Origin of the sequence: Neotabrizicola sp. VNH66 (genome assembly GCF_049445895.1) — a bacterium.
Classification (GTDB): Bacteria; Pseudomonadota; Alphaproteobacteria; order Rhodobacterales; family Rhodobacteraceae; genus Pseudogemmobacter.
Map to the genome: position 1 here is coordinate 132,682 of NZ_JBMSDW010000004.1, position 21,328 is coordinate 154,009.

General features: G+C 66.3%; 28 protein-coding genes. 10 read left to right on the top strand and 18 right to left on the bottom strand.

Going from position 1 to position 21,328, the window contains the following annotated elements:
• Position 1: 1 nt before the first annotated feature.
• Both ACO2Q5_RS07505 and ACO2Q5_RS07510 read left to right on the top strand, forming a co-directional pair.
• On the top strand, positions 2-1,282 hold the full coding sequence (locus tag ACO2Q5_RS07505) for an MFS transporter (protein ID WP_423289518.1): 1,281 nt from the start codon (positions 2-4) through the stop codon (positions 1,280-1,282).
• Complete coding sequence (locus ACO2Q5_RS07510) at positions 1,279-2,019, top strand: copper homeostasis protein CutC (RefSeq protein ID WP_423289520.1); 741 nt, start codon at positions 1,279-1,281, stop codon at positions 2,017-2,019. The genes ACO2Q5_RS07505 and ACO2Q5_RS07510 overlap by 4 nt, the downstream gene beginning before the upstream one ends.
• Here ACO2Q5_RS07510 and nagB read toward each other — a convergent pair.
• Together nagB and ACO2Q5_RS07520 are read right to left on the bottom strand one after the other, a co-directional pair.
• Positions 1,989-2,768, bottom strand: coding sequence for a glucosamine-6-phosphate deaminase (nagB, locus tag ACO2Q5_RS07515; protein ID WP_423289522.1), 780 nt, complete (start codon positions 2,766-2,768; stop codon positions 1,989-1,991). The two genes, ACO2Q5_RS07510 and nagB, sit on opposite strands and share 31 nt — an antisense overlap.
• Positions 2,765-3,157, bottom strand: coding sequence for a RidA family protein (locus ACO2Q5_RS07520; RefSeq protein ID WP_423289524.1), 393 nt, complete (start codon positions 3,155-3,157; stop codon positions 2,765-2,767). Before ACO2Q5_RS07520 ends, nagB begins: the two co-directional genes overlap by 4 nt.
• Before the next feature lie 188 nt (positions 3,158-3,345).
• On the opposite strand from ACO2Q5_RS07520, the gene ACO2Q5_RS07525 reads away from it, so the two are divergent.
• Both ACO2Q5_RS07525 and deoD read left to right on the top strand, forming a co-directional pair.
• The gene (locus ACO2Q5_RS07525) at positions 3,346-3,792 is read left to right on the top strand and encodes a hypothetical protein (protein WP_423289526.1); all 447 of its coding nucleotides are present in this window, start codon (positions 3,346-3,348) and stop codon (positions 3,790-3,792) included.
• Between the two features lie 229 nt (positions 3,793-4,021).
• Positions 4,022-4,723, top strand: coding sequence for a purine-nucleoside phosphorylase (gene deoD, locus ACO2Q5_RS07530; RefSeq protein WP_423289528.1), 702 nt, complete (start codon positions 4,022-4,024; stop codon positions 4,721-4,723).
• Positions 4,724-4,726: 3 nt separating this feature from the next.
• On the opposite strand, the gene ACO2Q5_RS07535 is transcribed toward deoD, so the two are convergent.
• On the bottom strand, positions 4,727-5,596 hold the full coding sequence (locus ACO2Q5_RS07535) for a LysR family transcriptional regulator (protein WP_423289529.1): 870 nt from the start codon (positions 5,594-5,596) through the stop codon (positions 4,727-4,729).
• A gap of 100 nt (positions 5,597-5,696) precedes the next feature.
• Between ACO2Q5_RS07535 and glyA the strand changes: the two genes are divergently transcribed.
• Together glyA and ACO2Q5_RS07545 are read left to right on the top strand one after the other, a co-directional pair.
• Positions 5,697-7,016 carry a serine hydroxymethyltransferase gene (gene glyA, locus ACO2Q5_RS07540; protein ID WP_423289531.1) on the top strand — a complete coding sequence of 440 codons (1,320 nt, stop codon included), beginning with the start codon at positions 5,697-5,699 and terminating at the stop codon, positions 7,014-7,016.
• Between the two features lie 53 nt (positions 7,017-7,069).
• Positions 7,070-8,038 carry an aldo/keto reductase gene (locus ACO2Q5_RS07545; protein WP_423289533.1) on the top strand — a complete coding sequence of 323 codons (969 nt, stop codon included), beginning with the start codon at positions 7,070-7,072 and terminating at the stop codon, positions 8,036-8,038.
• Here ACO2Q5_RS07545 and ACO2Q5_RS07550 read toward each other — a convergent pair.
• The 14 genes from ACO2Q5_RS07550 to ACO2Q5_RS07615 all read right to left on the bottom strand — a co-directional run bounded on the left by ACO2Q5_RS07550 (position 8,013) and on the right by ACO2Q5_RS07615 (position 17,004).
• Positions 8,013-8,234, bottom strand: coding sequence for a hypothetical protein (locus tag ACO2Q5_RS07550; RefSeq protein ID WP_423289535.1), 222 nt, complete (start codon positions 8,232-8,234; stop codon positions 8,013-8,015). The two genes, ACO2Q5_RS07545 and ACO2Q5_RS07550, sit on opposite strands and share 26 nt — an antisense overlap.
• 123 nt (positions 8,235-8,357) lie before the next feature.
• The gene (locus ACO2Q5_RS07555; protein WP_423289537.1) at positions 8,358-9,137 is read right to left on the bottom strand and encodes a succinate dehydrogenase iron-sulfur subunit; all 780 of its coding nucleotides are present in this window, start codon (positions 9,135-9,137) and stop codon (positions 8,358-8,360) included.
• Between the two features lie 3 nt (positions 9,138-9,140).
• A complete protein-coding gene (locus ACO2Q5_RS07560; RefSeq protein WP_423289539.1) occupies positions 9,141-9,431 on the bottom strand; it encodes a hypothetical protein in 291 nt (96 codons plus the stop codon).
• On the bottom strand, positions 9,431-9,748 hold the full coding sequence (locus tag ACO2Q5_RS07565; protein WP_423289541.1) for a hypothetical protein: 318 nt from the start codon (positions 9,746-9,748) through the stop codon (positions 9,431-9,433). The genes ACO2Q5_RS07560 and ACO2Q5_RS07565 overlap by 1 nt, the downstream gene beginning before the upstream one ends.
• A complete protein-coding gene (locus ACO2Q5_RS07570) occupies positions 9,748-10,101 on the bottom strand; it encodes a succinate dehydrogenase (RefSeq protein WP_423289543.1) in 354 nt (117 codons plus the stop codon). Before ACO2Q5_RS07570 ends, ACO2Q5_RS07565 begins: the two co-directional genes overlap by 1 nt.
• Positions 10,082-10,492: a hypothetical protein gene (locus ACO2Q5_RS07575; RefSeq protein ID WP_423289545.1), complete on the bottom strand. Its 411-nt coding sequence runs from the start codon at positions 10,490-10,492 to the stop codon at positions 10,082-10,084. Before ACO2Q5_RS07575 ends, ACO2Q5_RS07570 begins: the two co-directional genes overlap by 20 nt.
• A complete protein-coding gene (gene sdhA / locus ACO2Q5_RS07580) occupies positions 10,492-12,297 on the bottom strand; it encodes a succinate dehydrogenase flavoprotein subunit (RefSeq protein ID WP_423289547.1) in 1,806 nt (601 codons plus the stop codon). The genes ACO2Q5_RS07575 and sdhA overlap by 1 nt, the downstream gene beginning before the upstream one ends.
• Positions 12,298-12,343: 46 nt before the next feature.
• The gene (gene sdhD, locus ACO2Q5_RS07585; protein WP_423289549.1) at positions 12,344-12,715 is read right to left on the bottom strand and encodes a succinate dehydrogenase, hydrophobic membrane anchor protein; all 372 of its coding nucleotides are present in this window, start codon (positions 12,713-12,715) and stop codon (positions 12,344-12,346) included.
• 11 nt (positions 12,716-12,726) lie between these two features.
• Entirely contained in the window at positions 12,727-13,116 is a 390-nt protein-coding gene (gene sdhC, locus ACO2Q5_RS07590) for a succinate dehydrogenase, cytochrome b556 subunit (RefSeq protein ID WP_423289551.1), read from the bottom strand.
• 333 nt (positions 13,117-13,449) lie between these two features.
• A complete protein-coding gene (locus tag ACO2Q5_RS07595) occupies positions 13,450-14,478 on the bottom strand; it encodes a MaoC family dehydratase (protein WP_423289553.1) in 1,029 nt (342 codons plus the stop codon).
• Between the two features lie 25 nt (positions 14,479-14,503).
• Positions 14,504-14,707 carry a DUF1737 domain-containing protein gene (locus ACO2Q5_RS07600; protein WP_423289555.1) on the bottom strand — a complete coding sequence of 68 codons (204 nt, stop codon included), beginning with the start codon at positions 14,705-14,707 and terminating at the stop codon, positions 14,504-14,506.
• 4 nt (positions 14,708-14,711) lie between these two features.
• The gene (locus tag ACO2Q5_RS07605; RefSeq protein ID WP_423289557.1) at positions 14,712-15,257 is read right to left on the bottom strand and encodes an NnrU family protein; all 546 of its coding nucleotides are present in this window, start codon (positions 15,255-15,257) and stop codon (positions 14,712-14,714) included.
• A 38-nt stretch (positions 15,258-15,295) separates the two neighbouring features.
• Entirely contained in the window at positions 15,296-16,156 is an 861-nt protein-coding gene (locus ACO2Q5_RS07610; protein WP_423289559.1) for an HpcH/HpaI aldolase/citrate lyase family protein, read from the bottom strand.
• Between the two features lie 92 nt (positions 16,157-16,248).
• The gene (locus ACO2Q5_RS07615; protein ID WP_423289561.1) at positions 16,249-17,004 is read right to left on the bottom strand and encodes a sulfite exporter TauE/SafE family protein; all 756 of its coding nucleotides are present in this window, start codon (positions 17,002-17,004) and stop codon (positions 16,249-16,251) included.
• Positions 17,005-17,170: 166 nt separating this feature from the next.
• On the opposite strand from ACO2Q5_RS07615, the gene mdh reads away from it, so the two are divergent.
• On the top strand, positions 17,171-18,133 hold the full coding sequence (gene mdh / locus ACO2Q5_RS07620; protein WP_423289563.1) for a malate dehydrogenase: 963 nt from the start codon (positions 17,171-17,173) through the stop codon (positions 18,131-18,133).
• A gap of 59 nt (positions 18,134-18,192) precedes the next feature.
• Here the strand turns inward: mdh and ACO2Q5_RS07625 are convergent, their stop codons facing one another.
• A complete protein-coding gene (locus ACO2Q5_RS07625) occupies positions 18,193-18,936 on the bottom strand; it encodes a 2-keto-4-pentenoate hydratase (protein WP_423289565.1) in 744 nt (247 codons plus the stop codon).
• A 129-nt stretch (positions 18,937-19,065) separates the two neighbouring features.
• Between ACO2Q5_RS07625 and ACO2Q5_RS07630 the strand changes: the two genes are divergently transcribed.
• From ACO2Q5_RS07630 to ACO2Q5_RS07640, 3 genes are all read left to right on the top strand, one after another.
• Positions 19,066-19,230, top strand: coding sequence for a hypothetical protein (locus ACO2Q5_RS07630; protein WP_423289567.1), 165 nt, complete (start codon positions 19,066-19,068; stop codon positions 19,228-19,230).
• Between the two features lie 3 nt (positions 19,231-19,233).
• A complete protein-coding gene (gene pepT, locus ACO2Q5_RS07635; RefSeq protein WP_423289569.1) occupies positions 19,234-20,487 on the top strand; it encodes a peptidase T in 1,254 nt (417 codons plus the stop codon).
• 70 nt (positions 20,488-20,557) lie between these two features.
• The gene (locus ACO2Q5_RS07640) at positions 20,558-21,226 is read left to right on the top strand and encodes a class I SAM-dependent methyltransferase (protein ID WP_423289571.1); all 669 of its coding nucleotides are present in this window, start codon (positions 20,558-20,560) and stop codon (positions 21,224-21,226) included.
• Positions 21,227-21,328: the final 102 nt, after the last annotated feature.

Sequence of the window (21,328 nt, forward strand, 5' to 3'; positions counted from 1 at the left end):
GATGCGGGTCTGGCTGTCCCCCCTGCGCCGTCACCGGGTCGTCCGCGCCTCTGCCGCGGCGATCTTTCTTTACGGCTTTTCCGGCGCCGCAACCTCGCCCTATCAGTCGGTCATCGGCATCCGGGAACTGGACCTCAGCGACCGGGAATATGCGCTGATCGCCCTGGCGGCCTCAATCGCCAATGTCGTGCTGGCCATCGCCATCGGGCTGTTGTCCGACCGGTTCAACAGCTATCGCCGCCCGCTGATCGTGGTGGCGGCCTTTGGCGTCGTGGGCTACGGGCTGATCTGGGTCTGGCCCTCGCCCGTGGTGTTCGCCCTGTCCACCGTGGGGCCGCTGGCGCTATTTCACGCCACCAACTCCATGCTGTTCGGCAATGTCCGCGCCCAATCGGCCGCCTTCTCGCCCGAGGAGGCGGGGATCGTCAACGCGCTGATGCGAATGATGATTTCCCTGTCCTGGGTGCTGGTACCCGGGGTGGTGGGGCTGATGCTGGTGGGCCAGCCCAGCATGATGGGCGCCTATCTGATCGCCGCCGTCATCGCGGGCGCCTGCCTTCTGACCGTGATCTTCTGGATGGAGCCGGACGCGCCCCCGGCCGACAGCACCCCGCCCACAGGCGATTGTGAGGGCGGAACCGGCACCGCCCGCGTCGCCCCCACCACCGGCCGCACCGACCGGCCCGCGCAGGTGCGGCTGGCGCCCCCGTCCTTCGGCGATCTGGGGCAGGTGCTGGCCCCGTCGATCCTGTGGCGTATCCTTGGCGTGGCGCTGATCTCGCAGGTGCTGCATGTCAATTCCGCCGTGCTGCCACTGATCGTGACCGGACAGGCGGGCGGCAAGGCCGAACAGATCGGGTTCATCATGGGGATGGTCGCCGGGCTGGAGGTGGTGTTCATGTTCTTCTGGACATGGGCGCTGCGCTTCGTCTCGCTGACGCGGGCGCTTCTGATCACCTCGGCCCTGTATCTGGTCTATCTGGCCGCCATCGCCGCCTCGGGCGCGGTCTGGCAGATTTATGCCGCCAGCCTTGTGGCGGGCTTTGCCGCCGCCGGGATCATCTCGCTGCCGATCTCTTACCTCTTGGACCTGATCCGCGACCGGCCCGGCCTTTCCGCCTCGCTGATCGCGGTGAACATGTTTCTGGGCGGGTCGATCGGGGCGGCGGTCTTCGGGCTTGGCACTTCGGTCGGCGGCTATCCGGCGGCGGCATTGCTGTCCGGGGTCGCGGGAGTCCTTGGGGCCGTGCTTCTGGTGGTGCAGGAAAGGAAACCGGAATGAGCCGTATTCTGCTGGAGGTTTGCGTCGATGATGCCGCCGGAATCGCCGCAGCGGCGGAGGGTGGCGCGGACCGGATCGAGCTTTGCGCCGCGCTGGCGCTTGGCGGGCTGACGCCCTCGGCCGGGTTGATGGCGCTGGCGGCACGGGGGCCGTTACCCGCACTGGCGATGATCCGGCCGCGGGCGGGGGATTTCGTCTGGTCCCCGGACGAGGTGGAGGCGATGGAGGCCGAGATCGCCGCCACCCGCAACTTCGGGCTGGCGGGGGTGGTGATCGGCGCCTCCCGCCCCGACGGGCGGCTGGATGGTGACGTGTTGGCCCGGCTGATGCGGGCGGCAGAAGGTATGGAGGTGACGCTGCATCGCGCGGTGGACCTGACACCGGACCCGGCAGAGGCGATGGACCTTTGCGCCCGCCTTGGCCTCCGCCGCGTGCTGTCCTCGGGCGGGGCAGCCACGGCACTGGACGGGGCAAGCCGCCTGCGGCAGATGCAGGGCCATGGCGCCACGGTCATGCCCGGCGGCGGGATCACGGCGGACAACATCGCCGCTCTGGCCGCGGAGATCCCGCTGACAGAGGTGCATGCCTCCTGCTCCAGCCCGCTGCCACCGCCCGCGCTGCGGCAGGTGCGGGAGTTCGGGTTTCAGCCGCCGGGCGCCCGCGGCACCGATGCCGCAAAGGTCCGGGCACTGCGCCACGCTCTGGATCAGATTTCCGCGTCGCGCCCGCCGGGGTGAACGCAGTCGAAATAATCGCGCAGCGTCAGCTTGGCCGCGGCCGCCTCATCCAGCACCACCGTCACCTTGCGGTGCAGCTGCAGCGCGCTGGCCGGGCAGGCCGCCGACAGCGCGCCTTCGATCATCGCCGCCGCCGCATCGGCCTTGCCCGCACCATAGGCCAAGAGCAGCACCTCACGCGCCCGGAGGATGGTGCCGATACCCATGGTGATGGCCAGCCGCGGCACATCCTCGGCCCGGTCAAAGAACCGCGCATTCGCGTCACGCGTGGAGCGGGTCAGCGTCTTGATCCGCGTCAGCGAGGACAGGCTGGAGGTCGGTTCGTTGAAGCCGATATGCCCGTTCGCGCCAAGGCCAAGGAGTTGCAGGCCGATATCCCCCGCCGCGGCAATCGCCGCCTCATAGCGATCGGCCTCGGCCTCGGGGTCGGGGGCATCGCCCCGGGGCAGATGGGCAGCTTCCGCACGCATGTCCACCTGCGAAAACAGATGTTCGCGCATATAGCGCCAGTAGGAACAGGCGTGGTCCGGTGCCAGCCCGACATATTCGTCCAGATTGAACGAGGTCGCCTGCGCGAAACTGGCCTGCCCCGCACGGTGCGCGGCGATCAGCCGGGCATAGACCGCCTCCATCGTGCCCCCGGTGGCAAGGCCCAGCACCACCGCAGGATCGGCCCGCAGCCGGGCCGCGATCAGCCCGGCCACCCGGTCGGCGGCGGCGGCGGCATCGGGCAGGATCAGAACCCTCACAGCGGCTTCCACGCGATGGCGTCGATCTCGACCTTGGCATCCACCATCAGCCGCGACTGCACGGTGGACCGCGCGGGCGGATGGGCGCTGAAATGCCGTTCAAATACCGCGTTGAAGCTGGAGAAATCGCGCGGATCATCCAGCCAGCAGGTGACCTTGATCACATCCTCCAGCCCGCAGCCGGCCAAGGCCAGCACCGCCTTGATGTTCTCGATCACCTGCTCGGTCTGCGCGACGATGCCGCCCTGCACCACCTCTCCGCCGACCGTGGGCACCTGACCGGAGACATGGACGTAATCCCCGGCCCGCACCGCCTTGGCAAAGGGGCGTTTCTGGCCGCCAGCCTGCGGATCGGCGGTATCATAGCGGATCAGGCGGGACTCAGCCATGGAAGAACCTCGGAGTCAGGAAAATTGATTTCATCATACTGCATTTTTAATGCCGATCACAAGAATTACAGCCGGTAATTGTCAGTGTATTGTAATTCAGTTTCACCATCATACAGAGGATATTCTGCACTTGCCGCACAGGGCCTGAGCCCGCTAGGCAAGGGGACGTCCAACGGAAAGGCACCCCCATGCGCTTTGTCCTGATCCTTGCCCTGACGCTGCTTCCCGCGCTTGCACGCGCCGAAACCGCCCTGCCGCCCGAGCTGCAGGCGGTGGTGGAAAAGTCCGCCAAGAATTGCGCTTCACTGGACGGGGGCAAGCTGACGGTGACCGATCAGGCCGTGTCGCGTCCGGATCTGAACGGCGATGGCACCCCGGACTGGATTCTGGACGAGTCCGGTCTGCAATGCTCATCGGATGCCGCCTATTTCTGCGGCTCGGGCGGGTGCAGCAGTACGCTGCTGGTGGACGGGGTCACCACCGATATCTTCGGCTATGGCTGGGAGGTGGTTGCCAGCCGGTTCGGCCCGGTGCTGCTGGTCGATGTGGGCGGCGCAGATTGCGGCCAGGCCGATGCCGCCCCCTGCGTGCGGGCGATGGTGTGGTTTCAGGGACGCTGGAACACCCAACCCTGATTGCATGCCAAGTGACGTTACGGCACACCGGAACCTGACCGGGGCCACGATACTTGACCATACGGTAAAATTATTCGATGTGCAGCCGCCATAAAGCGCGGCGCTTTGGCAACGCTGCTGTTTTGCCCTTCCCGAAGGACAGGCCGACGGGACGGACGGAACGGCAGGACAAAGGAACCTTGAAGGCTCCGCAGGACGGGACATCCCGAAATTGCAGGAAGAGAGATCCATGACCTTTCATATTGGTGCCCGTGCGGGCGATATTGCAGAAACCGTTCTTCTGCCCGGCGATCCCTACCGTGCCCGCTGGGCTGCGGAAAACTTCCTTGGAAGCCCCGTTCTGGTGAATGAGGTGCGCGGCATGCTGGGCTATACCGGCACATGGCGCGGCCATCGCGTGACCATCCACGGCACCGGCATGGGCATGCCGTCCATGTCGATCTACGCGAATGAGCTGATCCGGGACTATGGCGCAAAAACCCTGATCCGCATCGGCAGCGCAGGCGCGTTGCAACCCCATATCAAGGTGCGCGACGTGGTGCTGGGCATGGCGGCCTCGACCCTCGGCTCGCCCTCGCGCAGCATCCTGCGCGAGTTGAACTATGCCCCGACCGCCGATTTCGGCCTGCTGGCCGCCGCCCATGCCGCGGCACAGGGCAAGGCGCCGGTGCATGTGGGGATGATCTATTCCTCGGACACGTTCTATGACGAACGGCAGGACCTGTCCGATGCGCTGCAACGCCATGGCTGTCTGGCGGTGGAGATGGAGGCGGCAGAGCTTTACACGCTGGCCGCGCGCTACGGTGCCCGCGCGCTGGCGGTGCTGACCATCTCGGACCATATCCTGACGCAGGAGGCGCTGCCCGCCGACCAGCGCGAACGCAGCTTCGGCGCCATGGTGGAGATCGCGCTGGAAGCGGCTTTCGCCTGAGGCTCAGCCAGGCGGGCTGGCCAGAAACGCCGCCACCCGCGCCACCGCCCCGCCCCGGACCATGGGGCGGGCCGACCACAGCCGCAGCCCCGCGGCCAGCGGCACCCGCAGGGCAAAGGGCGCGACCAGCGTGCCCCGCGCCAGATGCCCCGCCACAAGGGGGCCGTGCCCCATCAGCACGCCCGCGCCATTCACCGCCTCTTCCACCGCCAGCGCATACAGCGAATAGACCGGCCCGCGCAGCGGCAGATCAACCCCCGCAGCACGCAGCCAGCGGGGCCAGTCGTCCTGCCAACTGGCATCGGACAGGCAGGCCACGGACCCAAGATCCTCGGGCCGCATCAGCCGCGCCGCCAGTGCCGGGGTGCAGACCGGGAATATCATGTCCTCGGCCACAAGGATGCCGCCCCTTTCGGAGGGAAACAGGCTCAGGTCAAAGGGCGCGCGCTTCAGGTTCGGCGGCGCCTCCAGCGCAGTGATGGACACGGCAATTTCCGGCGCCGCGGCGCGCAGCACCGGCAGGCGCGGCGACAGCCACAGCTGCGCAATGGCCGGCAGGGTGGCGATATGCACCACCTGCGGCGCGGCCTGTGCCCGCAAGCTGGCCGCCGCCTGCGCCAGCGCATCGAAGGCGGCGATGAATCCCGGCGCCGCCCCGGCCCCAAGCGCCGTCAGCTGCACCCCGCGCGCCGTGCGTTCGAACAGCGGTGCGCCCAGTTCCGCCTCCAGCGTCTTGATATGGGCGGTCACTGCGCCGGGGCTGACGCCAAGTTCAAGCGCCGCCGCCTTGAACCCGCCCAGCCGGGCCGCCGCCTCAAACGCGCGCAGGGCGCCCAGAGGCAAGGATTTCGCGGGGGGCGGGGCGACGGGCATGGAGCGGCCTTGAGGGTCAATTTTCCTGACCCTCATTTTTCGCAGAACTGATTTGCGCGCAAGGCCCGCGGACCGCAGTCTGGCCGCAAAGGAGACTGCCATGCCCCATCTTGCCCCCCGCCCCTGGGTCCCCGCCCAATGTGAAACCTATATCCAGACGCTGGCCGCCGAGACCGCCGCGCCTTCGTCCAATGTCGCCAGCCGGATCGAGGCGCTGGTTCAGCGCAATCTGGACATCCACGACCGCGATTGTTTCAACCTGAACCCCGCCACCAACATCATGAACCCGCGGGCCGAGGCGGTGCTGGCCCGTGGCCTCGGCTCGCGCCCGAGCCTTGGCTATCCGGGCGACAAATATGAAATGGGGCTGGAGGCGATCGAGGAAATCGAGGTGATCGCCGCCGAACTGGCGGCCGAAGTCTTCGGCGCCAACCATGCGGAAATCCGCGTTGCCTCGGGCGCGCTGGCCAATCTTTACGGCTTCATGGCGCTGGCCAAACCCGGCGATGCGATCATTGCCCCGCCCGGCACCGTGGGCGGCCATGTCACCCACCATGCCGCGGGCTGCGCCGGCCTTTACGGGCTGGTGACCCATCCCGCGCCGGTGAATGCCGACGGCTATACCGTCGACCTGCCCGCGCTGCGCGATCTGGCCCATCGGGTGCAGCCGAAGATCATCAGCATCGGCGGCAGCCTGAACCTGTTCCCCCATCCCGTGCGCGAGATCCGGGCGATTGCCGATGAGGTGGGCGCCCATGTCCTGTTCGACGCCGCCCATCAATGCGGCATCATCGCGGGCGGGGTCTGGGCCAATCCGCTGACCGAGGGCGCGCATCTGATGACGATGAGTACCTATAAATCGCTGGGCGGCCCGGCGGGCGGGCTGATCGTGACGAACGATGCCGCGATTGCCGAACGGCTGGACCGGATCGCCTTTCCCGGGCTGACGGCCAATTTCGATGCCGCGAAATCCGCCGGGCTGGCACTGACCCTCTTGGACTGGCGCGACCATGGCCGGGCCTATGCGCAGGCCATGGTGGACCTGTCGCAGGCGCTGGCCCGCGCCTTGGCCGATCTGGGTCTGCCGGTCTTCGGCGCCGCCCGCGGCATGACGCAATCGCATCAATTCGCCATCGAGGCGGCGGGTTTCGGCGGCGGGCAGGCGGCGTCCAAGACGCTGCGCAAGGCGGGCTTTCTGGCCTGCGGCATCGGCCTGCCAATCGCCGAGGTGCCGGGCGACCTGAACGGGCTGCGCATCGGCACGCCGGAACTGGTGCGCCGTGGGGTGACCCCCGTCGATGCCCCAGCCCTTGCCGCCCTTATCGCCGATGGGTTGCGGTCAAACGCGCCCGAGACGGTGGCACCGCGCACCGCTGCGCTGCGGCAGAAATTCACCGGCCTGCATTACATGACCCCTTGAACGATCCGATTCGCTCCTGTCGTATGGCCCCCGCCTTGCGACAGGAGCCCCCCATGCAGATCAGACACCTCGGACCTCACCGCGTGGGGGCCATCGGCTTTGGCGCCATGTCCATCGGCGGTGCCTTCGGCGTCACCGATGAAGCCACCGGCCATGCCGCGCTGGATGCCGCATGGGACGCCGGGATGACCCATTTCGATGTGGCCAACATCTATGGCATGGGCGTCGCGGAAGAGGTGATCGGGTCATGGCTGCGGCTGCGCGGCCACCGGCCGGTGATTGCCACCAAAGCCGGCATCGTGCCCGGCCCGCCCCGGGCGGTCAACAATTCCGCGGCCTATCTGCGGGGTGAGCTTGAAGCCTCGCTCCGCCGCCTTGGCCGCGATCATGTGGACCTGTTCTACATCCACCGCCGCGAACAGGACCGCCCGCTGGAAGAGGTGATCGAAACGATCTCGCGCCTGATCGAAGAGGGCAAGATCGGCGGCTATGGCCTGTCCGAAGTCGCGCCTTCGACGCTGCGGCTGGCGCATGAAATGCTGCCCTGTATGGCGGTCCAGAACGAATATTCGCTCTGGACCCGGCTGCCCGAGCTGGGGCTGATCCGCAGCTGCGCCGAACTGGGCGTGACCTTCGTGCCCTTCTCGCCGCTTGCGCGCGGGATGCTGGGCGATGTGCCGCTAGCCCCGCCGCAGGACGGGTTCCGCAGCCGCAACCCCCGCTTCACCGGTCAGAACTTCACCCGCAATCAGGCACAGGTGGCTGCGTTCCGCAGCTTCTGCCACAGCCGCGGCTGGACGACATCCGCCACCGCGCTGGCCTGGGTCCTGGCGCAGGGTGACCATCTGCTGCCGATCCCCGGCACCCGCTTTGCCGGCAATCTGCGGGAATGGCTGGGTGCCGAAACCATCCGCTTCACGCCCGAAGACCTTGCCGAAATCGACCGGCTGCTGCCGCCCGGCTGGGCCTATGGCGACCGCTACGGCGATGATCAGCTCATCGGGGTGGAGCGTTATTGCTGAGCGGACGGTGGCAGGCGCGCGGCTCCTGCCGGGCGGGCAACACCATCTCTGCCCCGCAGGCCGCGCAACGCCAGTGCCCCTCTCCCGCCGCGCGATCCTCGCGCCAGCGGCAGGCGCGCGTCAACGTGGACCCGCGCCGGTAATACCAAAGGCCCAGAAACAGCAGCAGCAGGCCAAGCGGATAGAGAAGGATCACCGCCAAAGTCCCCGCCGTGGCGGCGCACCATCAGCCGCAGCCCGCGAAAAACCCCGTTCCACTTTGTCCAAATATCCCGGGGGAGTCCGAAGGACGGGGGCAGCGCCCCCGCCCGGTTGCGGATCAGACCGCGCGTTCGACCATCATGTTCTTGATCTCGGCAATCGCCTTCGCCGGGTTCAACCCTTTCGGGCAGGTCTTGGCGCAGTTCATGATCGTGTGGCAGCGATAGAGCTTGAACGGGTCTTCCAGCTCGTCCAGACGCTCGCCCGTCGCCTCGTCCCGGCTGTCGATGATCCAGCGATAGGCATGCAGCAGCGCCGCCGGGCCAAGGTATTTGTCGCTGTTCCACCAGTAGCTGGGGCAGGAGGTGCTGCAGGACGCGCACATCACGCATTCATAAAGACCGTCCAGCTTCTTGCGGTCCTCAATCGACTGCCGCCATTCCTTGGCCGGGGTGTTGGTCTTCGTCTCCAGCCAGGGCATGATGCTGGCATGCTGGGCGTAGAAATGCGTCAGATCCGGGATCAGATCCTTCACCACCGCCATATGCGGCAGAGGATAAATCTTCACATCACCCTTGATCTCATCCAGCCCGTAGATGCAGGCCAGCGTGTTGATCCCGTCGATGTTCATCGCGCAGGAGCCGCAGATCCCTTCGCGGCACGACCGGCGGAAGGTCAGCGTCGGGTCGATCTCGTTCTTGATCTTGATCAGCGCGTCCAGAACCATGGGACCGCATTTGTCCATGTCCAGAAAATAGGTATCCACCTGCGGATTCTTCCCGTCATCGGGGTTCCAGCGGTAGATGCGGAAGGCGCGCACATTCTTGGCATCCGCGGGCCGGGGCCAGGTCTTGCCGGTGCGGACCGTGGAATTCTTGGGCAGCGAGAACTGAACCATGGATCAGCCTTTCCAGTCGGGTCTGTCATAAAGCGGACGCCGGGGCGCCTCGCCGGATTTTGCCATAACGCAGGTGTCGTAGACCGCGGCCGGGTCCTTGCCGCCGATCCAGTCGGAGGAAATGCCCAGTTCCACGCTGCCGTGGGCCTTGCCATTGCTGGCCATGCCGATGCCGATTTCACCGCGGGGACCCGCGGCCAGCCGGGCGCGCTCAAAGCATTCCTGTTCGGCCCGTTCCAGAGTCATCGGACCGCAGGCGGCCAGCAGAAGGAAAAGGGCAGCGGCGCGTTTCATCATCGCACCTGCGGCACGCCACGCCCGGCAAAGCAGCTTTGCGCCGCCGGACGCAGGGCGATATTGCGGATATTTTCCTTGGTCTGGCTGCCCGCCTCGACCCCGTAATCGCGGGCCAGCATGCGCACTTCGGGCATGTCGGCGGCATTCAGGATGCATTCGGTCGCGGCCTGCGCCGTCGGACCCTGCAGGTCGATCGACACCACACGCAGCACGACATCCTGCGCCATGTTGCGCGCGGTCTTGTCCGCCAGCGCCTGCGGATCGCAGGCCGACAGTGCCAGAACCGAAGCCAAAGCCATTCCCAGACGCAGCATCACAGCCCTCCTGCCGCAAACATCCCGCCCGCCGATACGGCGGCCACAAGACATTCGGCGGCTTCGGGGCGACCCGCAATGCCGCGCACCACGGGCCAAGCCCGGTTGGCCACATCCTGCGCAGCCCCGGCCCCGGCGACCTTCGCCAGATCCAGAAGCTCGGCCGTGGTGGCATTGTTGATGATGCAGTCCGTATAGGGGGTGACGTTGACGCCCGGCACATAGCGCGCGGCCGCGGCATCCACCGCATTGCGCGCAAGGCTGCGGGTGGTTTCCTGCATCACCGACTGACCGGCCACGCAGCCGGAAAGCGCAAGGCAAAGAAGTGCGGCCTTAACGATCTGCACAGGCATAACCGCTTCCTCCCACCATCTTCAGCCCACAAGAAGGCACACCACCATACCCCGTCCGTGCGGATGCCACAGCAAACGGGTCCGCCGTCACTTTCGGAGCCGAAGCCACAGCCGGACGCGCCGCAGCACCGGACGCGCTACCGACCCGCGCAAGGCAGGTCTGATAGTGCTGGTCGATCATCCCCTCGGCAATGCCCTTGCCGAGGGCGGAGCCGATCATGGCCCCGCGGCTGGAATAATCGGTGGCAACGGGACGCGCCTTCGCCTCCTGATAGGCGGCCTGACATTCCTGTGCGGTCTGCGCCGGGCGGCCCTGATAGCTCAGCACCGCCTGCTCACCGCAGCCTGCCAAAGCAACAAGGGACATCACCAGCACCAACCGCAGAGGCATCAGAACTTCCGCTCCGCCGGGGCGATCTTCTTCAGGCTGATGCCGCCTTCGGCCTCGGTGGTCAGGGGGTCCACATGGACCGCGCGGTAGCCGAGCGTGCATTTGTCGCCGTCGACCCAGGCAAGGGTGTGCTTGCGCCAGTTGGCATCGTCGCGGTTCGGGTGATCCTCATGCGCATGGGCGCCGCGGCTTTCGGTGCGGGCATGGGCGCCGTAGATCGTGGCCAGCGCATTGGGCATCAGGTTGGTCAGTTCCAGCGTCTCCATCAGATCGCTGTTCCAGACCAGACTGCGGTCGGTGACCTTGATGTCGCCCATCTTGCCGGCAATCTCGGTCATCGCGCGCTCGCCCTCGGCCAGCGTCTTTTCGGTGCGGAACACGGCAGCGTCGCGCTGCATGGTGCGCTGCATCTCCAGCCGCAACTCTGCCGTCGGCGTGGCGCCCGAGGCATGGCGCAGCCCGTCGAACCGGCCAAGCGCCTTGTCCACCTCAACCTTGTTGGTCGCGGGAACCGCGGTCTTCGGATCGACGATCTGCCCCGCGCGGATCGCAGCGGCGCGGCCGAATACCACGAGGTCGATCAGCGAGTTCGAGCCGAGGCGGTTCGCCCCGTGCACGCTGGCGCAACCCGCCTCGCCCACGGCCATCAGGCCCGGGAAGATAGCGTCGGGATTGTCGGCGGTCGGGTTCAGCACCTCGCCCCAATAGTTCGTGGGGATGCCGCCCATGTTGTAATGCACGGTCGGCAGCACCGGGATCGGGTCCTTGTGCAGGTCCACTCCCGCGAAGATGCGCGCGCTTTCGGTGATGCCGGGCAGACGCGCCTCCAGCGTTTCGCGCGGCAGGTGGTTCAGGTGCAGGTGGATGTGGTCCTTGTGCGCCCCCACGCCGCGGCCTTCGCGGATCTCCAGCGTCATGCAGCGGCTGACATAGTCGCGCGGGGCCAAATCCTTGTAATGGGGCGCATAGCGCTCCATGAACCGTTCGCCGTTCGCGTTGGTCAGATAGCCGCCCTCGCCGCGGGCGCCTTCGGTGATCAGGCAGCCCGAGCCATAGATGCCGGTCGGGTGGAACTGCACGAATTCCATATCCTGCAGCGGCAGGCCCGCGCGGGCCACCATGCCACCGCCGTCGCCGGTGCAGGTATGGGCGCTGGTCGCGCTGAAATAGGCGCGGCCATAGCCGCCGGTCGCCAGCACCACCATCTTCGCATTGAAGACATGGATCGTGCCGTCATCCAGCTTCCACGCCACCACGCCGGTGCAGGCGCCGTCGGTGATGATCAGGTCGATGGCGAAATATTCGATGTAGAACTCGGCCCGCTGCTTCAGCGACTGACCGTACAGGGTGTGCAGGATGGCGTGGCCGGTGCGGTCCGCCGCGGCGCAGGTGCGCTGCACGGGCGGGCCTTCGCCGAATTCGGTGGTATGGCCGCCGAAGGGGCGCTGGTAGATCTTGCCCTCTTCGGTGCGGCTGAACGGAACGCCGTAATGCTCCAGCTCATAGACGGCCTTCGGCGCTTCCCGCGCAAGGTATTCCATCGCATCGGTGTCGCCCAGCCAGTCCGAGCCCTTCACCGTGTCATACATGTGCCACTGCCAGCTGTCGGGCCCCATGTTGCCAAGGCTGGCCGCGATGCCGCCCTGCGCGGCCACGGTGTGGCTGCGGGTGGGGAACACCTTTGTGATGCAGGCGGTGCGCAGGCCCTGTTCGGCCATGCCCAGCGTGGCGCGCAGACCCGCGCCGCCCGCGCCGACGACGACCACGTCATAGTCATGCGTCTCGTATGCGTATGCAGCAGTCATTTCCGTTTATCCTTATCGCGCGTATTGCGAACTGGCGCCGGCCAGATCAGAGGGCCAGTTTGACAAGGGCGAACAGCCCCGCCGCGATCATCACCCAGGCGAGCACCGTCACCGCGACCAGCAGAAGCTTGCCCTTCACCCCGTGAACATAGTCGATGATCGCTTCATCCGCCTCTGCCTTGCAATGCAGGGTGACGGCGATCAGGGTAAGCGCGGTGACGATGGCCGGGAAGGGCCGGGCGAAATAGGCCAGAACCTCCGCATGGCTGCCACCCAGTCCCAGCCCGAAGGTGAAGACGAACAGCGGCACCAGCACGACCAGCGCGGCCGAGCTGATCATCATCTTCCAGTGGTGATGCGTCCCGGCCCGGGCCGAACCCAGCCCCTCGGCGCGTTTGCGGTCAGTGATGAAACGCATGGAAGTTCTCCTTACACCACAAGCACGGTGACGACGGTCAGGACAGTGGCGCCGATGAACATGATCATGCCCATCGTCTCGTTCGCCTTGACGTTCACGCCATAGCCCAGATCCCAGATCAGGTGCCGCAGCCGGCCCAGAACGTGATACCAGATGGCCCAGGCGGCGGCCGTCATCAGAATGTCGCCGACGATGCTGGTCAAAAGCCCGTTCACCACGGCAAAGGCATCGGCCGAGGTGGCCGCGGCCAGAAGCCAGGCCACCACAAGAAAGACCGTCCCCAGCGTGGCGATGCCGGTGATCCGCACCATGATGGACGAGATCGAGGTCATCTGCGGCCGGTAATAGGGGCCGATCATGAACGGGGAGAGGGGTCGTTCGACCCGCTTCGGTGCAGACATGGCTTCGTGTCCCTTCGTCGCTGGCTTGCCCCGTCCCTCAGCGCCAGAGGCGGCCATCCGGGCAGAGCGCGCTTCGATACGGTTTCGTCATAGCGTCTTTTTTGGCCGAGTCACGGGGGCTCATGCCGCAATTGCAGCCTGTTCCCGCTAACGGGCGCTTTTTTCGGGATGACGTGATCACAATTTTCCAGCGTGTGATCACAGTCAGGGGGCGCCCGATTTCCGATTATTTTCATCAGAAAGCTGCATTCATCTGTTCATAAATATCCCGGGGGAAAGAGCATCGGTTCCCTGAACCGATGCTCTGCGGGGCCTGGCCCCCGCCGCGACAGATCAGACCGGAACCAGCACCCAGTAATCCAGATCCAGCAGCACCTCGGGCAGATACTTCCCGTCCGCGCCTTTCAACGCGAAGGGTGCAGCACCCTGTTTGACCGCCACCAGCCGCAGCCGCAACGCACCCACGCCCGGCGCCGCCGTCTCGGCGCGGTCCAGCACCTCGGACCAGACCTTGACCGTATCGCCCGCGAAACAGGGGTTCGCATGCGCCCCGCCGTTCAGCGCCACGATCATCTGCGCATTGGCCAGCCCGTTGAAGGACAAGGCCCGCGCCAGCGAGATCACATGACCGCCATAGATCAGCCGCTTGCCATCCTCGCGGAAGGTGGCGTCGAAATGCACCTTCGCCGTGTTCTGCCACAGGCGGGTGGCCAGCATATGCTCGGCCTCTTCGATGGTGACGCCGTCGACATGGTCGATCTTTTCGCCCACCGCATAATCGCCCCAGCGGTGCGTCTCTCCGGCAAGGGTGAAGTCGTAGCGGGTGAAATCCAGCCCCGCAGGCACCACCAGATCGGCCGCCGCCAGCGCGGGTTTCAGCACGGGCACCACCGGATCGGGCGTGGGGGTGGCGCGGTTCTTCCGCACCATCACCCAGCGGACGTATTCCAGCACCGGCTGTTCGTGCTGATTCAGCCCGCGGGTGCGGACATAGACCACGCCGGATTTGCCGTTGGAGTTTTCCTTCAGCCCTATAACCTCGGATTCCGCGCGCAGGGTGTCGCCCGGCCAGACGAGGCCCAGCCAGCGCCCCTCGGCATAGCCAAGGTTCGCCACTGCATTCAGGCTGATATCGGGCACCGTCTTGCCAAAGACGGTATGGAAGGCGATCAGATCATCCAGCGGGCTGGCCGCCAGACCGCAGGACTGGGCAAATGCGTCCGAGGAGTAAAGCGCCCCCCGTGCCGGATAGAGCGCGTGATAGAGCGCCCGCTCCCCGCCCGAGAGGGTGCGCGGCACCGCATGGGCGATCACCTCGCCAATGCGGTAATCCTCGAAAAACCGGCCTGCGTTGGTCTTCATATCCCCTCCCGCGGGATGGCCCCGCCTATTGCTCGCCCAGCTTCAGATCGGGCGAATAGTCGCCGGGCACCTCTTTGGTGACCGCCTGACCACAGCGCATCACGCCATGGGCGGCGTCGAAGGCATAGGTCGGGTCGCCGTAAAGCGCCCAGCCTTTGGACAGCGCGGCCGAGACCTTGTGGCAAAACGCGCTGGTGTCGTCGTCGCTGAGAAAACGGTAAAGTTTCATGTCGTCACCCTATGACCGAATAGCCCAGCACCATGTGCACCGCGACGGCGGCGATGAACACGGCAAAGGTGCCGATCAGGGCAAAGACCTCGGTTTTCTTCGGCTTGACCGGGGGCGGGGTCCAAACCGGCTCGGCCCGGTTGATCACCACCATCTCGACCAGCGCCCAAAGGCCAAGGCTGCCGAACAACAGGAAGGACGGCACATCGCCGTTCACCAGAAGATGCGCCACCGACCAGACCACCACGCCCCACAGCATCGGGTGCCGCACATCCCGCGCGAGCGAGGTCTTCATCCCTGAAGCCGCGAACAGATAGACCGACCCCAGCATCAAAAGGTTGTTCAGATGCACCATGGCGGGCATCGGCCCCCAATAGACGGCGCCATCCGCCTGACGGTAGCCGATCACCATCAGGACGACGGACAGGAACAGCACCAGCGCGACGGCGCCCCTCCCCCGGTCCCCCATCCTGGCCCGCAGCTCAGGGGCAAGGCGGCGGAACAGATGCGCGGCGATCCAGAGAAAGACCCCAAGGGCGAGCAGGAACATGGCTGGCTCCGAAAATGTGAATGCGGATCACATTCCCATCATTGCGCCAGCGCTGCAATGGCCGCCGCCTTGTCCAGCGTGGCCCGCGCGGTGACGATATGGAGGTTTTCCACGATCTTGCCATCCACCACGGCCACGCCGCCGCCCTTGGCCGTCACCTCGTCAAAGGCGGCGATCTGGCGGCGGGCCAGGTCGATCTCGGCATCCGAGGGCGCAAAGGCGGCGTTCGCCACCTCCAGCTGCGCGGGGTGGATCAGCGTCTTGCCGTCAAAGCCCATGTCGCGGCCCTGATCGCATTCGGCGCGCAAGCCGTCGTCATCTTTGAAGGCGTTGTAGACGCCATCGACGATCACCTTGCCATGCGCCTTGGCGGCCAGAAGGCACAGGCCCAGCCCCGCCTGCATCGGCAGACGGTCGGGGCGGAAGCGGCTGTTCAGCTCCTTGGCAAGGTCATTGGTGCCCATCACCATGCCCTTCAGCCGCGGGTGTGCGGCGATGGCGGCAGCGTTCAGCATGCCGATGCAGGTCTCCATCATCGCCCACAGGTCGGCATTCGGCACCGCCGCGGCCACCACATCCAGATCGGCCGGGCTGTTCACCTTGGGCACCAGCACCGCATCAATCCGCGCGCCCGCGCCGATGGCATCCGCCATCGCCCAGGCATCCTTTGCGCCCCATTCGGTGTCGAACCCGTTGATCCGCACGATCCGCGCCCGGCCGCCATAGTCGACATCGCGCAGCACCCGCGCCAGCAGGTCGCGCGCCGCGGGCTTCTCGTCAGGCGCGACAGCATCTTCCAGATCGAAGATGATGGCGTCACAAGCCAGATCGCGCGCCTTTTCCAGCGCCCGCTCTTTCGAGCCGGGGATATAGAGGACCGAGCGGTAGGGGCAAGCCATGGGCGAGTCTCCGTGAAACAATCTTGCGCGAGGAAGCACAAGATTGGCACTTTCGGCAAGACCCCTTCTGCCGCAACGCAGAAATTTTGCGGTCAGACCCAGCCCAGACCGTGAACCCCATCCCAGATCAGCTTGAGCGAGACCAGAAGCAGCGACCAGACGATGAAGCGAAAAAACACATGTGTGGGCATGACCTTGACCAACCAGACACCAAGGAACACCGCGGCCGAGGCGGGAATGGCCAGAATCAGCGCGGTCTGCAGGTTCTCCAGATTGACCTGCCCCAGCTGCCAGTAGGGGATCAGCTTGGCCGCGTTGATGAAGGCGAAGGCGATGGTTGCCGTGCCCGCATAGGCCGCCTTCTCCAGCCGCAGCGGCAGGACATAAATCTGATAGGGCGGCGCGCCGGAATGGCTGACAAAGCTGGTGAAGCCGGTGGCCGCGCCCCAGAACAGGCCCGGCGCCAGTTTCGGCTGCCGCGGTGGCCCACCCGCGGGGCGGCGCAGCATCAGGTTCAGCGCGAAAGCCGCACCCACCGTCCCGATGACCAGCGCCAGCGCCTGTTCCGGCACGATGCGCACCAGCAGCCAGCCGATGAAGATGCCCACCATGGCCGCGGGCACGATGATCGCCAGAACCCTCCGGTCATAGGACCGCCGGTAGGCCCAGAGGCCGAACATGTCGGACACGATATAGACCGGCAGCAAAAGCCCCGCCGCCGTCACCGGAGAAATCACCAGCGACAGGACCGGCACCGACAGCATGCCGATCACCGGAATCCCGCCCTTTGCCATGCCCACCAGAACGGCCGCGATCACCGCCGCCGCCCAGAAACCCAGCATCTCCATCCCGCATCCTTTCCGGCATCTCGGCGCGTTACCGCTAAACCCGTGCGGCAGCCGCCGAAAGGGCGATTTTCTGCATGCAATGGCATACCGAACCAATTCGCCACGCTGGACAGAATCCCGTCAAGGGGGTAGCCATCGCGCGACTCAATGCGAAAGGGAGACCCCCATGGCACGACCCAAGATTGCCCTCATCGGCGCGGGCCAGATCGGCGGCACGCTCGCCCATCTGGTGGCAACCAAGGAACTGGGCGATGTCGTCCTGTTCGACATCGCGGAAGGCACGCCTCAGGGCAAGGCGCTGGATCTGGCGCAATGCGGCCCGGTCGAAGGCTTTGACGCCGCCCTGAAGGGGACCAACTCCTACGCCGATATCGCGGGCGCCGATGTCTGCATCGTCACCGCCGGTGTGCCGCGCAAGCCGGGCATGTCGCGCGATGACCTTCTGGGCATCAACCTGAAGGTGATGAAGTCGGTCGGCGAAGGCATCAAGCAATATGCCCCGAACGCCTTTGTGATCTGCATCACCAACCCGCTGGACGCCATGGTCTGGGCGCTGCAGCAATTCTCGGGCCTGCCGCCGGAAAAGGTTGTCGGCATGGCGGGCGTGCTGGACGCGGGCCGCTTCCGTCACTTCCTGTCGCTGGAATTCAACGTCTCGATGAAGGACGTCACCGCCTTCGTTCTGGGCGGCCACGGCGACACGATGGTCCCGCTGACCCGTTACTCCACCGTCGCGGGCATCCCGCTGCCGGATCTGGTGGAAATGGGCTGGACCACGCAGGAAAAGCTGGACGCCATCGTCCAACGCACCCGTGACGGCGGCGCCGAAATCGTGGGCCTGCTGAAGACCGGCTCGGCCTTCTATGCGCCCGCCACTTCGGCCATCGAAATGGCCGAAGCCTACCTCAAGGACCAGAAGCGCTTGCTGCCCTGCGCGGCCTATGTGGACGGCGCCTATGGGCTGGACGGCATGTATGTCGGCGTGCCGACGATCATCGGCAAGGACGGCATCGAAAAGGTCGTCGAGATCAAGCTGAACGCCGACGAAAAGGCCATGCTGGACAAGTCGATCGACGCGGTGAAGGGCCTTGTCGCCGCCTGCAAGGGCATCGACTCCTCGCTGGCCTGATCGGGTCAGAGCTTTCGCGAAAGGGCGCGCCGCTGTGCGCGCCCTTTTTCTTTGGCGGATCAGAGGACGAAGGACGCCTCACCCACGCCCGAGATCGATACCGTGTAGCGGCCGCCTTCGGTCAGCAGCCGCGGACCGATCCGCGCGCCGGTGATCAGCGCCTGCCCGGCTTTCAGCCCAAGGCCCTGTGACGAGGCGTGGTTCGCCAGCCAGACCAGCTGTCCCACCACCTGCGCCGTGGTGAAACCGCCCGCCTTTTCCTCCAGCAGCTGGCCGTTGCGCGACAGGGTGGCCGTGGCCTCCCCCAGTTCGGTGCCGGTCCAGTCCGCGGCGGCAGCCCCGGTGCCGGTGCCCAGTCCGAAAGCTCCGTTCGACATGGCGTCCGCCAGCACCGCCAGCGGCGGCATCGCCTTGCGGTCCACAAAACGCGACTGGACGATCTCGAACGCGGCGCGCAGGCCGCCGCAGGCGGCCAGCACCTCGGCCTCGGCATAAGGCGTGGCCCGGGGCGGCAGATCGCGGGCGAAGATGACCGCAATCTCGACCTCAACCTCGGGCGCAGGCATATCCCCCGGCAGGCGGTCGCCATCGGCCACCAGCCGCGCCTGCGCCAGCAGCGCGCCGGTATAGGGCGCCTTCGGCGTCACCTTCCAGCCTGCCACCGGCGCGCCCTCCAGCATGGCCAGCTGCACGGCATAGGCCTCTGCCTCATCCGCGGGGGTCAGATCGGCGGGCAGACCCGGCACCGGGCCGGTGGTCCAAGCGGCGCGCAGCGCATCGGCAATCTTTGTCGGTCGGGTCATTGCAGCTTCCTTTCCTGCAGGCCCGGCAAGGCCTATCTGCCGGGGCCGCGATTGCAACCCCTCCCGAGAACCCCCTTGCCCCCGGACCGCGCTTCCGGCATCCCAAAGCGGACAGAACAGGAGGTCGCCATGGACTATTCGAAATCCGGCAATCCCAAGAACGCCAAGGACAGCCATCACGCGCTGGACCTGCCCCGCCGCGGCGCGCCCAAGGACAAGTCGGCGGCGGAGGAGAAGAAGGCGGCGCTGCTGGCCCGGATGAAGGCCGCGGCCGAAGCGAAGAAAAAGGACTGAGGCATGTCCGAAGCCCCCCGGCCCGATCCCGAACTGCACGAAGAGCTGACGGCGCGGCTCCTGCGCTATTGCGCCATCGACAGCCAGTCAGACGAGGACAGCCCCTCCAGCCCCTCGACCGCGATCCAGCTGGATCTGGCCCGGCTGCTGGTCAGCGAGCTGGAGGCGATCGGCGCCGCGGATGTGCGGCTGACCGATTACGGCGCGGTGCTGGCCACCATTCCGGGCACGGCACCGGGGCCGGTGGTGGGCTTTCTGGCTCATATGGACACCGCCCCTCAGTTCAATGCGACAGGGGTCAAACCGCGGGTGATCCGCGGCTACAACGGCGGGGCCATCACCTTCCCGGACAATCCCGCACTGGTGTTGTCGCCGGACACCGCCCCGCATCTGGCGGAAAAGCGGGGGCATGACATCATCACCGCCTCCGGCACCACGCTTCTGGGCGCCGATGACAAGGCCGGGATCGCCGTCATCCTGACCGCCGCGCGACGGCTGATCGAAAGCGGCGCCCCCCGCCCCACCCTGCGGCTGGCCTTTACCCCGGATGAAGAGATCGGCCGCGGCGTCGATCCGCGCCTGCCCAAGGATCTGGGCGCCGATTTCGCCTACACCTTCGACGGTGGCGCCGTGGGCGAGATCGAATACGAAAGCTTTTCCGCCGATGGCGCGGTGGTCACGGTCAAGGGCGTGTCGATCCATCCCGGCACCGCCAAGGGCAAGATGGTCAATGCGATCACCCTTGCCGCAAAGATCATCGCCGCTCTGCCGCAATCCACGATGCAGCCCGAAGTGACCGATGGACGCGACGGCTTCATCCACGCGACCGAGATGACCGGCGGATCGTCGGAGATGCAGATCAAATTCATCCTGCGCGATTTCGAACGCGACGGGCTGGCGCAGAAGGGAGAGATCCTGCGCGCCGTCTGCGCGGCCGTTCAGGCGGGCGAGCCGCGGGCCGAGATCACCTGTGCCATCCGCCCGCAATACCGCAATATGCGCTATTGGCTGGAACAGGACATGACGCCTGTCGATCTGGCCCGCGATGCGGCCCGCGATCTGGGGATCGAGCCGGTCTCCGTCCCGATCCGCGGCGGCACCGACGGCTCCCGCCTGACGGAAATGGGCGTGCCCTGCCCCAACCTCTTTACCGGGATGCAGGAAATCCATGGGCCTCTGGAATGGATCTCGGTACAGGATATGGAACGCGCGGCCCAGCTGATGCTGCGGGTGGCTGCACGAGCCGCAAGGACCTGAATCGTGGTCATTTTCTGTCTGAAAATATCCCACGGGGGTCCGGGGGTGTGAAACCCCAGGTCCGCGCTGAATGACACGACATGCCTCCCCCTATCTGATCCCCGGCTTTTATGAGACCGCGCTGTCACAGGGCAAACACCGTGACATCGTGGGCGGACGCTGGGAGGAAACCGCGCTGGCGCAGATGGATGTCCTGCACAAGGCGGGGCTTCAGCCGCATCACCGGCTTCTGGATATCGGCTGCGGCTGTCTGCGGCTGGGCTATATGGCGGTGCCCTATCTGAACCCCGGGCATTACTGGGGCACCGATGCCTCGGCCGGGCTGATGCGGCGCGGATGGGAGGTGGAGCTGACCGACGCCGACCGCAGCCGCCTGCCGCTGAGCCAGCTGATCGAGGATGCGGATTTCGCCTTTCCGGACGTGCCCGACGACATCACCCATGCCATCGCCTGGGGCGTCTTCACCCATCTGCCCGCGGCACCGCTGCGCCCGGCGCTGGCGCGGCTGCGGCAATTCCCCCGGCTGGAGATGCTGCTGGTCACGGTGTTTCTGGTACCCGAGGGGCATCAGGGCCCGCTGCGCCAGCCCGATGGCGTGGTGACCCATCCCGACCGCACGCCCTGGCACCGTCCGGCTGCCGCGGTTGAGGCCGATGCGCGGGCCGCCGGCTGGCAGATCGACTGGCCCGAGGCGCGACTTCCCCGCGGCCAGCGTCTGGCCCGGATGCAGCCGCTGTAAAGCGGAGCAGCCGCAAGGGCGGCTGCACGCTTGTTTCTCGGCTCTGGCCTGCGGCCAACCGCCTCGGACCGTGCCTCCGGCGGGGATATTTGGGCAAACTGG